Source organism: Allokutzneria albata (genome assembly GCF_900103775.1).
GTDB lineage: Bacteria > Actinomycetota > Actinomycetes > Mycobacteriales > Pseudonocardiaceae > Allokutzneria > Allokutzneria albata.
In genome coordinates this window covers 1,586,858-1,600,682 of sequence record NZ_LT629701.1, presented here as the reverse complement: position 1 = coordinate 1,600,682, position 13,825 = coordinate 1,586,858, and the positions used below count along the sequence as shown (strand labels likewise).

Sequence of the window (13,825 nt, the reverse complement as noted above, 5' to 3'; positions counted from 1 at the left end):
AACCCGGCGAACACCCCTAGAACGCCCGCACCAGCGAGCAGATCCGTGGGAGAAGTCGATGCGACACCTGCGCACCGCGATCCTCACCGCGCTCAGCGCGTGCACGGTGGCCCGTCCCGGCACGCCGAAGGCGGGTCCGTCGACCAGGAACATCGAGGAAGAACTGGACAACACCAAGCGGAGCGACCTCCGCAAGGTGTTCACCAGCAGTCCGCAGCAGGTCAACGGCTACTGGTCCTCGGAGCGCATGCGCAACGCCAAACCGCACCAGCCGCAGCCGGGGCAGACCACCGACGTGTTCAGGGACGAGCCGACCGGCGTGGTCATCCACCCGACAACGGGAGCGGTCGGCCCGACGAGTCCGTTGCCGAGGCATCGGTGGTGAACTCGACGTCGGGTCTGCTGGTGGCGACGACGGCGCACTGCATCTGGGACTACTCGGGCACGAAGGGCGGGGACTGGGCGGACAACGTCCTGTTCATCCCCGGTGACACCAACGGGCAGGCGCCGTACGGCCGGTGGACCGCGGAGATGATGTACGCGCCGACGCAGTTCCAACAGAAGGCGAAGGTGAACGAGCGCGGCAACACCATCGGCGAGGGGTGGTCCTACGACATCGCGTTCCTGCGCATGCGCCCGCTGGGCGGGAAGACGATCCGCGGCGCGCTGGGCGGGCAGGGCATCGCCTTCGACGCGAGGGCGGAGAGCATCCGTTCGCCGGGCTACCCCTCGGCCCCGCCGTTCGACGGCACGACGATGCGCACCTGCTCGTCGCCGACGTGGACGTCCAACCGCGACAACACGATCACCATCCCGTGCGGCATGACGCCGGGGTGCTCGGGCGGTCCGTGGTACACCCGCTTCGACGACGCGAAGGGGACCGGCTACCTGGTGTCGACGAACTCCACGGTCGGCTCGAACCTGTTGACCGGGGTGCTGATGGGCAAGGTCGCACTCGACCTCTACAGGCGCGCGGACTCGGGAACCTGACGCGAGGTCCGTCATCGCTGAGGAACTGTCATCCGGCGTCGATTCGAACTCATTCTTTGCCGGCACGGGTGGGGCTTTGGGCGGCGACCCAGGCGGCGATCTGGGCGCGGGTGTCGAAGCCCAGTTTGGTGAGGATGTGGCCGACGTGGGTGTCCGCTGTGCGTTTGGCGATGACCAGGTGGGTCGCGATCTGCTGGTTGGTCAGTCCCTGGGCGATGAGTCCGGCGACTTCGCGTTCGCGCCGGGTCAACGGCATCCAGTTCACCGACTGCGGTGATGGCTCCGTCGGTTGTGGTGGGTTTTCGTCGAGGGCGTAGGCGATGGCGGTGTCGAGGTCCATGGCCTGGCCTGCGTCGAAGGCAGCCTGGTAGGCCGTGTCACCCAGAGCGGCGCGGGCTTGGTGTTCGCAGGATTCGCGGGCGGCGCGCAGGTCACGAGACCCGGCCTGGGGGGTGCCGATGGTGCGCCAGAGTCGGTCGGCGATGCCCAGCAGTTGGGCGGAACGCTCGGCCTGGCCCGCCGCGGCGGCCAAGGCGAGCGCGTCGAGGGCGTAGGCGATACCGAGGCTGTCTCCCAGCTGGCGTTTGAACCGCAATGCCTCGCGGGCGTAGTACTCCGCGGTGGCTGGCTCGCCCCGGCCCAGTTCCGCCAGGGTACGCATGTAGTCGGCGTAGGACCGCATCCACCGTTCGCCGTACTGCTCGCACACCGCCCGGCATTCCTCGGCGGCGGCAACCGCCCGGTCGGACTCACCCGCGAAGGCCAACGCCATCGCGTGTGCGGCGAGCGCACCGGTCAGGCCGGTGCATTGGACGTCCCTGCTCCGGTGCAGCTCGACTGCTCGTCCGGTCAGTGCTACGGCCTTCGGCTGGTCACCGCGGTACATAGCGCCTATTCCAGCGACACAGGCGATCCACCCAGCGGTCCCGGTGTCACCGTGCTGCCGGGCATGGAGCCGGCATTGGGCAAGCCTGGCTTCCACCGCGGTGAAGTCGCCTTGAGCAACGGCCAACCAGGCGCAGACCCACAGCGCGGTGACCAAGACCGGGCTCGGCGGCAGGTCCAGTGCCAGCGCCCGGTCCAGGTAGTGCCGCCCTTCTCGGACGAACCCAAAGGCCATCCAGAACTCGCACAACGCACCCGCCAGCTCGAGTCCGGCTTGGTGCTCCGCCCGGTTGCTCAGGCAGAAGTCGAGAGCGGCCCGCAGGTTGGTGTGTTCCTGGCTCAGCCGCCGGTACCACATCACCTGGTCCGGGCCGCACCAGTCGGCTTCGAATCGCTTGGCCAGACGCAGGTAGTGGTCCCGATGCCGCCGCCGCAACTCCAGGTGCTCGCCGGACCGCTGCAGTTGCTCCTGACCGAAGGCCCGCAAGGTGTCCAGCAACCGGTACCGCCCCCTACCGGCGGGCTCCTCGCGCAACAGGATCGACTTGTCCACCAGCTCCACCACCAGCCCCAGCACGTCCCCGGCCGGGAGCCGGTCGTCGGCGCAGACCTCCTCGATCGCGCACAGATCCGTTGTGCCGGCGAAGGTCGACACCCGAGCCCACAGCAGGCGCTCGGCCGGTGTGCACAACTCGTAACTCCACGCGATAGCGGCCTGCAGGGTCCCGTGCCGGGCCGGTCCAACCCGGCTTCCGCCGGTCAACAGCCTGAACCGGTCGCCAAGGCGATCCAGCACGCCGTGCGCCGACAGGACCCGCAATCGCACCGCGGCCAGCTCGATCGCCAAGGGGATGCCGTCGAGGCGGCGGCACAACCGAACCACCGCCTCGCGGTTGTCCTCGGTCAACATGAAATCCGGGTCGACCGCCTGCGCCCGCTCGACGAACAGCTCCACGCCGTCGGCGATCTCGGCCCGATTCCGCTGTCGCACGGCCAAGGGCGGCGTCGCGAACACCTGCTCCCCGATGATCCCCAAGGGTTGTCGGCTGGTCGCCAGCACCCGCAGATCCGGGGCGGCCCGCAACAACCGGCCCACCAACTCCGCACAGGCGTCCACCAGATGCTCACAAGTGTTCAGCACCAACAGCATCTGCCGCGCCGCCACGAAGTCGGCCAGCACCTCCTCCAACGGGCGCAACGAGGCATCCTGCAACCCCAGCACCTCGGCCACGAAGTGAGGGAGCAGGCCGGCATCCTCCAACGCCGACAGCTCCACCCACCACACCCCGTCGGCGAAGCCCTTGCGAGTCTCGCTGGACACCCGCAACGCCAACCGGGTCTTGCCCACCCCGCCGACCCCGGTCACGGTCACCAACCGCGACACCATCAGCAGGCGCTTGAGCTCGCCCCGCTCCGCACGACGGTCCACGAAGCTGGACACCTCAAGCGGCAGCACACCCGCTTGCCTGGTCACGTCCCCTCACACCCAACCAACGACTTCAGCTACGCAGTCACAACTCGAACAATTCCCTTCCCGAACCCACTGCCGGCAAACGCACGACCGGAACGGCATGTAGTGCTCGACCGGACACGGATACCCCCGGGCACGACGACCATCACTGTCAAGCACCGCTCGAGCGGACGTTTGCCCGGCGGCGCCAGGACAAACGCGTCCGCTGCCCCGCTCTTGAGCACACGCCCTAACATCGGGTCGGTGGAACCCCTGGTGCCCGCGTACGGGGTGGGCTCGCTCGCCGACGTAGCCCCGTCGTTGCTGGCCGCGCTCGGCGTTCCCGGCGCGGTCGACGTCATCGGGTTCGCCCCGGCGCGGAAGGTGTGCCTGCTGCTGGTGGACGGTCTGGGTTGGCAGCTACTCGAAGAGCACGCGTCCGACGCGCCGTTCCTGACGTCCCTCGCCGGGGCCGGCCGCGCGATCACGTGTGGCTTCCCGGCCACCACCGCGACCAGTCTCGCCTCGCTGGGCACGGGGACTCCTGCCGGGGAGCACGGCGTGGTCGGCTACTCCTTCGCTGTCGACGACGAAGTGCTCAACACCCTGCGGTGGCACCGTCATGGTGTGCCCGAGCGCGTCGATCTCCGCTCGATCCTCGTGCCGGAGGACGTCCAGCCGAACCCGACGGTGTGGCAGCTCGCCGAAGCCGCAGGGGTGGCCGTGCGCCTGGTCGTTCCCCGCGTGCACGAACGCAGCGGGCTCTCCCGCGCGGTGCTGCGCGGAGGTCACTTCCGCGGCACGCACGCGCTCGGAGACCTCGTCAGCCGCGCGATGGACGCGATGCGGGAACCAGGGCGGGTGTTCTGCTACGCCTACCACGCGGACCTCGATGCGATCGGCCACCTCTACGGCCCGGGCAGCGAGCCGTGGCGGCGGCAGCTCGGCTTCGTCGACCACCTCGCGGCCTCCCTGGCCGGTGACCTCCCCAGCGACAGCACGCTGGTGGTGACCGCCGACCACGGCATGGTCGCCGCCACCGACAAGATCGACATCGACGCCGGCGAACACCTGCGGGACGGTGTGCGGCTGCTCGGCGGTGAAGCCCGCGTCCGCCACCTCTACACCCGGGCCGGGGCCACCGACGACGTGCGCGCGTGCTGGGCCGACGTGCTCGGTGACCGCGCCTGGATCGCCACCCGCGAGGAGGCCGTGCGCGACGGCTGGTTCGGCCCCCGCGTGAGCGACCTGGCGCGGGACCGCATCGGTGATCTCGTCGTGGCGGCCAGGGACTCCCTGGTCATGGTCCGCTCGGCGGCCGAGGCGGACACCAGCGGCTTCCTCGGCCAGCACGGGTCGCTCACCGCGCGGGAACAGCTGGTCCCACTGCTCGTCAGGTGACTGCGTTACCGTGTTGGCCACCTATCCACGCATGATTTGCGCTGCACAACGCCAGGAGACCTGACCCCCGATGCTGGACCGAGCTGTCATCGACGCGCTGTTCCCCGCAGACCTCCCCGAGCCGCAGCACTGGGAACAGCAGTACCCGGCTCGCGAGCTGCCCGAAGGCGCCCTGGTCACCCGGTTCGGCCCCTCGCCGACCGGGTTCGTGCACATCGGCGGGATCTACGTCGCCACCATCGACCAGGACCTCGCGCGCCGCACCGGTGGCCGCTACCTGGTGCGCATCGAGGACACCGACCAGTCCCGCGAGGTCGAAGGCGCCCTCGAGCAGTTCGGCCGCGCCTTCGACTACTTCGGCCTCTCCGCCGACGAGGACGTCGACCGCGGCGGCGACTACGGCCCGTACGCGCAGTCGGCACGGGAGCGGATCTACCTCACCTACGTGCGGGAGCTGCTGCGGCAGGGCCGCGCCTACCTCGACTTCGCGACCAAGGACGAGCTCTCCGACATCACCAAGCGGCAGCAGGCGCAGAAGGTCGCCCCCGGCTACTACGGCCGCTGGTCGCTGTGGCGCAACGCCACCGCCGAGCAGGTGCAGGCGAAGCTGGACGCCGGTGAGCCCTACGTGGTGCGCTTCCGCGCCCCCGACGACACCGGCAGGCGGACCCGCTTCACCGACGCGATCCGCGGTGAGATCGAGGCCGAGGCCAACCGCAACGACGTCGTCGTCCTGAAGAGCTCCGAGCAGTCGCCGCGGCTGCCCACCTACCACTTCGCCCACGCCGTCGACGACCACCTGATGCGGGTGAACCTGGTGATCCGCGGCGACGAGTGGATCTCCTCCGTTCCGGTGCACCAGCAGCTGTTCGAGGCGCTCGGGTTCGAGCCCATCACCTACGCGCACATCGCGCCGCTGATGAAGCAGGAGGGCAGCAGCAAGCGCAAGCTGTCCAAGCGCAAGGACCCCGAGGCCGGGGTCGACTTCTACATCGAGGCGGGCTACCCGGCCGCCGCGGTCCTGTACTACCTGCGGGGCCTGGCCAACGGCCGCCTCGCCGAGCTGCCGTTGGAGCAGGCGCTCGCCGAGCCCATCCAGCTCGCCAACTGCGGCGTCGCCGGTCCCCTGGTGGACCTGGTGAAGCTGGACGCGCTCTCGGCCGACCACATCGCGACGCTGTCCGGCCAGGAGATCCTGGACGCGATGCTCGTCTGGGCCGAGCGGTTCGACCAGGACCTGCGCAAGGTCCTCGACGCCGAGCCGGAGCTGGCCCTGCGCGGGCTGGCGGTGGAGCGCGACGGCGTGGACAACCCGCGCAAGGACCTGCGGAAGTGGAGCGATTTCCGCGCCGCCTACGGCTTCTTCTTCCCGCAGCTGCACGAGGCCGTCACCGGTGTCGACGACGAGCGCATCACCGCGCTCGGCGTGCCCGCGGACGTGGTCCGGGCGCTGGTGCGCGACTTCGTCGACGGCTACCAGCACGTGGAAGACGGCCAGGAGTGGTTCAACCAGATCCGCGAGCTGGCCGCGAAGCACGGTTTCGCCCGCAACGCCAAGGAGTACAAGAAGGACCCGGAGAACTTCCCCGGGTCCATCCGCGAGGCGTCGCAGATCATCCGGATCGCGATCACCGGCTCCACCCGCAGCCCCGACCTGCACGCGATCACCCAGGCCATCGGCCAGGAGGAGACGCTGCGCAGGCTCGCCCCGCTCACCGCGTAGCCGTCCCCGCGGGCCGGACGACCACGTGCGTCCGGCCCGTGGGAAATCCCGGTGATGCGCTCACCCGGCCGTGGCATGATCTGGAGGTGCCGGTTGACCCACACCTCCTCGCGCTGTTCACGCTGACGACGATGGTCGCGATGCTCACTCCCGGGCCGGACATGCTGTTCGTGCTGGGCTGCGGCATCAAGGGCGGCCCCCGCGCCGGGCTGTTCGCCACCGCCGGGGTGGCGGTGAGCGAGGCCGTGCACGTCGCGCTCGCGGCGGTCGGCCTCGCCGCGCTGTTCGAAGCCGCGCCGACCGCGTTCACCGTGGTGCGGATCGCGGGCGCGATCTACCTGATCTACCTCGGTGTGCAGATGATCCGGCACCGCGGGGCCGGCACCGCCGACGTCGAGGAGTCCGGCGGCGGGATGACCGCGCGCAAGGCGTTCCTGAACGGGCTGTTCACCAACCTGATCAACCCGAAGATGGTCACCTTCACCATCGCCTTCCTGCCGCAGTTCATCAGCCCGCAGCTGGGCAACGTCTGGCTTCAGTTCGCCATCCTGGGCGCGGTGCTGATCGCGCTGGAGTTCCTGGTCGACGGCACGGTCGGGGTGCTCGCCGGGCGGATCGGCGGCTGGCTGCGGCGGCGCCGCTCGGCCAAGCGCCGCATCGACGTCGCCACCGGTGGGATCTTCATCGGCCTCGGCGTCCGCCTGGCCGCCGACTGAGCCGCGGTCAGCACCCGCGGGCCGGGTTCACCAGCGCGGTGATCTCCTCGATGATCACCTGCGGTTCCGTGACCGGGACGTAGTGCCCGGACTCCGCGGCGATCACGTGACGACCACGTGGTGATGCGGCCGCGCGACGGGCGTGGGCCTCGATCGCTTCCACGCGCGTGGAAGCGGTGAACCCGCCGCCCCGGAGCGCACCGGAGATGACCGTGAGCGGGATGGCGCCCAGGTCCGGCGCTTCGCCGCGCCACGTGGCCAGCTCGTCGAGGAACGTGCGAGCCTGCTCCCGCTGCGTGCGCACCACTCCCGGATGGAACGCCTCGCGTTCGAGGTCCCGGCGGACGTCGTCGGGAATGCCCCGCAGTAGCGGACGGAAGGTGACCCGGAGCAGGCCGAGGCGTGCGAGCACGGCCCCGGTTGCGATGGTCAGCCGCTCGGCACGGCGGAAACCGCTGCTGAACAGGACATCGGCGGCTTCGTCGGTCGGGTCGACCAGGACCAGGCCGGCGATCCGCTCGGGCCGCGTTGCGGCGGCCAGCCGGGTGATGGGCCCGCCCGCGCTGTGCCCGGCCAGGACGAACGGCCCCGGGCCGAAGTGGTCGAGCACGGCGTTGAGATCGTCGGCCATGCGCGCGAGCGTGCGGCCGTTCGGATCGGACGGGCTCCGGCCGAGCCCGGAACGGTCGTAGACGATCGCGCGAGCGTGCCGAGCGACACCGGGCTGGACCCGGGACCACGACGAGCGGGACGCGGCGGAACCGGCCTCGAACACCACAGTCGGCGCCTCTGCGGCGCTCTCCGGGCCGGGCAGCACCATCGCGTGCAGCCGTCGTCCGTCGGGCGTGGGAACCCACTCCGACTCCCCCTGCGTGTGCGTCACGAGCTGATCCGCCAGTCCGCGCTGTCGAGCTGATGCCGCCAGAAATCCGCGAAACGACCGTCCAGAGCCAAAAGCCCGGCCACCGTGCCGTCCTCGACGATCCTCCCGTCTTCGAGGAAGATCACGCGGTCGACGTGTCGAACACCGCCGACTCGGTGTGTGACGATCACCCGCGTTCGCGGCACCGAGTCCGCGCTGAGCGCCCGGACAACGGCCGTCTCGTTCTCGGTGTCCAGCGCGCTCGTGGCTTCGTCGACCAGGAGCACGGGAGCGGGTTTCATCAAGGCGCGTGCGATGGACACGCGTTGGCGTTCGCCGCCGGACAACGCGGCGCCCGCCTCACCAACGAGCGTGTGCTCCCGCTCGACCAGCTCTTCGACGCGGGCGAGTGCAACGACTTCGGCGAACCGCTGCGGGTCCGGGTTCGTTTGTCCCGCAAGGATGTTGTCCCGGATGGTGCCCTCGAACAGGTAAGGCTGTTGGAAGACGACGCTCACCAGGTCCGCGGACAGCTCGGTGATGTCGGTGTCGTCGACGAGAATCTGCCCGCCGGTGGGCCGGTGCAGCCCCGCGAGCAGGGCGAGCACGGTGCTCTTGCCAGAGCCGGACGGTCCGACGATCGCGGTGGTGGTGCCGGGCTCCAGCGTGAGGTCGATGCCGGTGAGAACGTCCTCGGTCGTGTAGCGGTGACTGACGTTCTCGAAGCGGATCCGCGGCGGAATGTGCCCTGTGTGGACATTCGGCCCCCCGGACTCCGTCGGAGCCGTGAGCACTGCGCGAATCCGCCCGAGGGTCGTCGCCGCCGTCTCGATGCCGGGCGCCAAGTCGGCCAGCGCGCTGAACGGCTCCAGATACCGGGCGATGACGACGATCAGCGCCACCGCCTCGGGCGCGGTCAGCCAGTCGTTCAGGCTCAGCATGGTCGTGGTGCCCGCGAACAGGATCAGGGCGAGCTGAGTGGCGAGGCTGAACACCAACTGGCCGGGGATCTGCATGCGCAGCAGCCGCATGGTCGCACCGTGCTGAGCCGCCACCGCCGCACCCGCGTGGCTTCGGGCGGGCTCCACCCGCCGGGCCGCACGCAGGGCCTGCTGAGTACGGGCGAACTCGACGATCCGCTCCGTCAGCGCGCTGTTGGCCGCCGAAGCCGTCCGATCAGCGCTCCGCGTGAGGCGGCCGGACAACCACAACGCCCCGAGCAACACAGGAACCCCACCGAGTGCGGCAACGCCCAGCGGCCAAGCGATCGGCAGCAGCGCCACCGCGATGGCGATCGGGAGAAGCACGGCTCCGAGCAGCGGAGTGAGCAGGTATCCGACCAGTCCGACGAGATCCGGCCCGGTCGCGGCGATCGCCTGACGAGCCGTTGGTGTCGTCTCACTGTCCAACCAGGACAGACGCACCCGGGTGAGCCGGTCGGCGACATCGTGCTGGGCGTGGTCGAGCAAGGCGAACCCGATCTCGAAGCCCAGCCGGGCCACCATCGCGTCCACGCCCCACCCAGCCGCGGTGACGGCGGCGAGAACGCCCAGCCACGGAAGCGCGTCAGCGGGCTCCGGGCCGAACAACGCGGCGACGAGCGGAACGAGCACCACGACTCCGGCCGCGCGCAGCAGCACGGACGCGATCGTGAGACTGACGTGGCGCCGCAAGTGATTTCGCTCAGCGACCGGGATCAGCCGAAGCAGAGTGCGGATCACCGGACTTCCTCCTTGACTCCCCCGGCCCGCCACAAGTCGCTGTACCGGCCTTCGGCCGCGAGCAGTTCTTCGTGGGTGCCGGTCTCGGCGATGCGGCCGTGGTCGAGCACCACGATCCGGTCGGCGTTCGTGATGGTGTGCAGGCGATGGGCGATGACGAGCACGGTCCGCCCCGCGGTGAGCCGGTTCAGCGCCTGTTGCACGAGGTACTCCGACTCCGGGTCGGCGAACGCCGTGGCTTCGTCGAGGACAAGGACCGGCGTGTCGGCCAGCAGCGCGCGGGCGATGGTGAGCCGTTGCCGCTCGCCACCCGAGAGCTGGACTCCGGGGCCGAGCACCGTGTCGTATCCCTGGGGCAGGCGGGAAATCCGGTCGTGGATCTGCACATCGCGGGCGGCCGCGCGCACCTGTTCGTCGGTGGCGTCAGGCACGGCGAGCGCGATGTTCTCGCGCACGGTGCCGTGCACGAGCTGGGCGTCTTGAAGCACGAAACCGACTCGGGTGTACAGCTCATCGGCGGTCAGGGAGCGGATGTCGCGACCACCGATCCGAATGCTCCCGGAACTCACGTCGTGGAAGCGCGCGACCAACGCCGCGAGCGTCGACTTGCCCGAGCCGGATGGACCAACCAGCGCCGTCACCGTGCCGGGCCGCAGGGTCAAGGACACGTGGTGGAGCACCGGAACCCCAGGCCGATAAGCGAACCCGACCCGGTCCAGCTCGACCGTTCCCGGAACGCCGGAGCTGCTGTCCTCGCGCGTGGTCAGCTCCGGCTCGTCGAGCGCGACCTGGATGCGCCGTGCGGCGAGCATTCCTTCGCGGAGCCCGGCGAGCCCGTAGCCGACACCGAGCAGGCGCGCGCCGAACGTGGTGCCCAGCACCAGGAATGGCAGCAGCACGCCAGGATCGGTTCCCCCGAGCACGAGCAGCGTGCCCACCCCGGTGATCAACAGCAGGAACGTCGCCGGGCGGGCGGCGAAGTCGAGCAGGGTCTTCTTGCCGGTGAAGGGCCGCTGCCACGCTCCGAGGAACCCGATGTACTCGTCGAGGCGACGGCGGAAAGTCGAGGCCGTCGCGCCCCCGAACACCCGGATCACCGGCTGGCCCTCCAGGTAGGCGCCCGCCTCCCCCGCCATCCGCTCGGCCCACTGCCGCGCCTGCCTGGTCTTCGGGCCCGACTGCACAACCATGACCGACATCGTCACGAGGTAGACGAGGATCGGCACCAGCAGCACGAGTGCGAGCCGCCAGTCGACGACGAACAGGTAGCCCAGGACAGCGAGCGGCGCGACGATCGCCGCGACAGCGTCCGGCACTGCGTGCGTGACCAAGTAGTGCAGCGACAACGTGTCACCCTGGACCAGATTCGTGATCGCACCCGAGCCACGTGCGGTGAACCAGCCCAACGGCAGCCGCGCCAGCTTGCCCAGCAGCCGCTGTCTCAGCTCGCGCGCGAAGCGGGCGTCGACCGCGTGCAGCCACAGCAGAAGCGCCGACTCCAGCAGCATTCCCGTTCCCAGCAACACCAGGGCGGCGATCCCGATACCCCACAGATCGGACTCGCCCGCGAGCACATGCCGGGCCAGCTCCGCCAGAAGCACGAACGGTGCCAAGCGCACGAGCGTGACGACGGCCTGCAGAACTCCGGCTGCGATCAGGGTCCGGCGCAAGGGTGCGAGCAACCGGCCGGACGCCTGCGCGCGCCACGCTCCCCTTACCGGCTTTTCCTGAACCGGCGGCGGTGTCGGCTCAGCACTGTCCTTATTGGACCGAAGAGAGCCCATAGCTCTGCCGTGGTACCAGTAGGCGCGGCCGTGCACCTCCGCCTTCGGGAAGCCGAACGAGTCACGTAACCGCGTGCGCACGTGCTTAAACGTGCCCGCCTCTGTGGCGATCCACGCGCTCCAGTCCGACCAGTCCCTGGCCTCGATCGCGGCCGCCAACGTCGTCGCGTCCCGGCGCGGTACCCAGTGCACTCGCGCGCGGGGATGCGTGCGCAGCGGGATCAGCCTGTCCTCCGCGACGTGCTCTTCCAGATACAGCTCTACAGGCACGTCGTCCGGGACGACTTCCAGAATCCCGTTGATGGCGGGGATCGATGCCGCGTCGCCGATGAGCAGGTACCCGGCCGGGCGTTCCTCCGCGACCTCGAACACCGTGGAGCCCAACGACATCACCGCGACCGTCATCCCCGGCCGCGCCGTCCGCGCCCAGTGCGAAGCGGGCCCGGCCGGGGTGTGCAGCACAACGTCGATGGCGAACGTCCCGGCGTTCTGGTCGGCCTCGGTGATCGTGTATCCGCGTTGGTGCTCGGTCGGTCCGCCGTCGGGATCGGGGAACCAGAACCGCAACCACGCCGCGGGCCCGGCGATGACGTCCTCGAACAGCGTCGGCGCGGAGAACCTGATCCGGAGGAAGTGCGGCGCGAGCTGTTCGGTGCCCAGCACGGTCGCCTCGTGGTCCCGCGCGCCGAACCCGCGCATCACGGCGCCTTGGAAGCCACGTGCCATCAGACACCCACCCCCGTCGCCGCGAGGTCGGCGATCATCTCGGCCACCGGGCGCCCCGGCGGGCACACCTCGACAAGGCCACGGATCGACGCGGTCAGCAGCAACCGCACGTACTCCGCGCGAGGGATCTGCGGCAACGTGGTCGGCGCCGCGCCCAGGCGTTCGTCCTGCGCCAAGCGGTCGACCACCGCCTCCCGCTCGCGCGTCAGGCCGTCCGCGTCCGCCACTTCCGCCGCCTCGCTGTTCTCCTGCGAAGCGGTCATCGCGATGGCAAGCGACGCCACCGCACCGCTGAGCACGATCGCCGCGTCGGCCGCGTAACCACGGCGGCCCAGGGCTTCGACCTCTGCGGCCAACAGCCGCTGTCCGCTCTCCCCGCGCGGGAACAGCAGTTGCAGGTAGCCGACGAGCCCGGGATGGCGCAGCGCGAACGCCCGCAGCTGCATCGCGAACGAGAGCAGGTGCCGGGGCACGTCGTGCTCGGGATCGTCGTCCAGCCGCAACTCGGCCAGGATGCTCTCGCCGACCAGCCGCTCCAGCCCCCAGCGCCCGTCGACGTGCCGGTACAGCGCTGTCGGCGTGACCCCGAGGCGCGCGGCGACCGCCTTGACGCTGAGCCGGCGCATGCCCAGCTCGCGCCCTGCGCGAACGATGTCGGCGACGGCGATCCTCGCCGGTCGGCCCCCAGCGGCACGCGGCACCCGAACCTCCCCGGTCAGTAAGTTACCGGGCGAAACTAAGGTGACCCTTACTCGCTGTCAAGCGGCACGCGGGCGGACACCGGTCCGGTCTCCGCCCGCGTCGCGATCAGCAGTGGCTGCCCGCCGGGTAGGCGGTGATGATGTCGTTGTTCCTGGTGTTGCTGGTGATCACCCTGACGATCTTCCTGCCCACCTCCTTGTTGGTGTGCAGGTTGACCAGGATGATGTTGCGCGAGCGGCAGGTCTTGCCGCCGGTCTGCGGCTTCGTCCGCTCCGGGGTCTGCATGGTGTGGTGGATGCCGAGGTGGGCGATGTCCCGCCAGTTCTGCGCGGTCCCGAACGCCATCTGCTCGAAGTCCCTGAGGTGCCGCCCGAGGATGTGCCGGTAGCCGGTCGACTCGTTGCCGCAGCGGAGGGCGGCGCCGTTCGGGTACAGCCGGACCAGCTTGCCGGCGGGGTCGCCGATACCGCACGGAGCCCACGGCGGCGGGGCCGCGACGGCCTGCTCGACGACGGCCGTTTCGGCGGCCCAGGCGGTGGCCGCCTCCTGCGGGGCGGCCTGGGCCGGGGCGGCGAGCGCGACGACGGCGGCGGAAGCGGCGCACGCGACTGCGACCAGAGAGCGCACTGCGCTCATGATTATTCCTCACTTCACTCGAACAATGGGACGACTTCGAGAGAAGCAGCGAGCGGGTGCCGCGTCAAAGCAGCACGGGTCGACCTTTCTGTCACCATCGAAATTGTGATTCGAAAACTGGATCACACCGCAAGGGATTCATATTTTCCCATCCGCGACCACGCGGGCACCCTCGGTGGCGAAACAGTAGCGATCCACCCGGGATCGCACATCGGCGAATCGGCGGATT

Annotated in this window: 11 protein-coding genes; 5 read left to right on the top strand and 6 right to left on the bottom strand. The window is 70.0% G+C overall.

Annotated elements, in window-relative coordinates:
- The first annotated feature begins 58 nt into the window (after window positions 1-58).
- Entirely contained in the window at window positions 59-385 is a 327-nt protein-coding gene (locus BLT28_RS06925) for a hypothetical protein (RefSeq protein ID WP_030433645.1), read from the top strand.
- Window positions 382-990, top strand: coding sequence for a trypsin-like serine peptidase (locus tag BLT28_RS06920; RefSeq protein WP_156051854.1), 609 nt, complete (start codon window positions 382-384; stop codon window positions 988-990). Before BLT28_RS06925 ends, BLT28_RS06920 begins: the two co-directional genes overlap by 4 nt.
- A 49-nt stretch (window positions 991-1,039) precedes the next feature.
- Here the strand turns inward: BLT28_RS06920 and BLT28_RS06915 are convergent, their stop codons facing one another.
- Window positions 1,040-3,349 (bottom strand): ATP-binding protein, encoded by a 2,310-nt coding sequence (locus BLT28_RS06915; protein ID WP_231950661.1) that lies wholly within the window; start codon window positions 3,347-3,349, stop codon window positions 1,040-1,042.
- Window positions 3,350-3,589: 240 nt separating this feature from the next.
- Here BLT28_RS06915 and BLT28_RS06910 point away from each other — a divergent pair, with 240 nt between their 5' ends.
- The 3 genes from BLT28_RS06910 (at window position 3,590) to BLT28_RS06900 (ending at window position 7,165) form a co-directional block, all read left to right on the top strand.
- Window positions 3,590-4,726, top strand: a complete 1,137-nt coding sequence (locus BLT28_RS06910) for an alkaline phosphatase family protein (RefSeq protein ID WP_030433648.1) — start codon at window positions 3,590-3,592, stop codon at window positions 4,724-4,726.
- Window positions 4,727-4,796: 70 nt separating this feature from the next.
- Complete coding sequence (locus BLT28_RS06905; protein WP_030433649.1) at window positions 4,797-6,449, top strand: glutamate--tRNA ligase; 1,653 nt, start codon at window positions 4,797-4,799, stop codon at window positions 6,447-6,449.
- Between the two features lie 86 nt (window positions 6,450-6,535).
- Window positions 6,536-7,165 carry a LysE family translocator gene (locus BLT28_RS06900; RefSeq protein ID WP_030433650.1) on the top strand — a complete coding sequence of 210 codons (630 nt, stop codon included), beginning with the start codon at window positions 6,536-6,538 and terminating at the stop codon, window positions 7,163-7,165.
- Between the two features lie 7 nt (window positions 7,166-7,172).
- Here BLT28_RS06900 and BLT28_RS06895 read toward each other — a convergent pair whose 3' ends face one another.
- The 5 genes from BLT28_RS06895 to BLT28_RS06875 form a co-directional block, all read right to left on the bottom strand.
- Complete coding sequence (locus BLT28_RS06895) at window positions 7,173-8,048, bottom strand: alpha/beta fold hydrolase (protein WP_030433651.1); 876 nt, start codon at window positions 8,046-8,048, stop codon at window positions 7,173-7,175.
- Window positions 8,045-9,748 (bottom strand): ABC transporter ATP-binding protein, encoded by a 1,704-nt coding sequence (locus BLT28_RS06890; protein ID WP_030433652.1) that lies wholly within the window; start codon window positions 9,746-9,748, stop codon window positions 8,045-8,047. The genes BLT28_RS06895 and BLT28_RS06890 overlap by 4 nt, the downstream gene beginning before the upstream one ends.
- Window positions 9,745-12,258 (bottom strand): ABC transporter ATP-binding protein/permease, encoded by a 2,514-nt coding sequence (locus BLT28_RS06885; RefSeq protein WP_030433653.1) that lies wholly within the window; start codon window positions 12,256-12,258, stop codon window positions 9,745-9,747. The genes BLT28_RS06890 and BLT28_RS06885 overlap by 4 nt, the downstream gene beginning before the upstream one ends.
- A complete protein-coding gene (locus BLT28_RS06880) occupies window positions 12,258-12,959 on the bottom strand; it encodes a TetR/AcrR family transcriptional regulator (protein ID WP_030433654.1) in 702 nt (233 codons plus the stop codon). Before BLT28_RS06880 ends, BLT28_RS06885 begins: the two co-directional genes overlap by 1 nt.
- A gap of 106 nt (window positions 12,960-13,065) precedes the next feature.
- Window positions 13,066-13,596, bottom strand: a complete 531-nt coding sequence (locus BLT28_RS06875) for a hypothetical protein (protein WP_030433655.1) — start codon at window positions 13,594-13,596, stop codon at window positions 13,066-13,068.
- Between the last annotated feature and the right edge of the window lie 229 nt (window positions 13,597-13,825).

Excerpts from the sequence above, each read along its gene's own strand:
- BLT28_RS06925 (WP_030433645.1), top strand. The coding sequence starts at position 59 with ATGCGACACCTGCGCACCGCGATCCTCACCGCGCTCAGCGCGTGCACG.
- BLT28_RS06905 (WP_030433649.1), top strand. The coding sequence starts at position 4,797 with ATGCTGGACCGAGCTGTCATCGACGCGCTGTTCCCCGCAGACCTCCCC.
- BLT28_RS06885 (WP_030433653.1), bottom strand. The coding sequence starts at position 12,258 with ATGGCACGTGGCTTCCAAGGCGCCGTGATGCGCGGGTTCGGCGCGCGG.
- BLT28_RS06875 (WP_030433655.1), bottom strand. The coding sequence starts at position 13,596 with ATGAGCGCAGTGCGCTCTCTGGTCGCAGTCGCGTGCGCCGCTTCCGCC.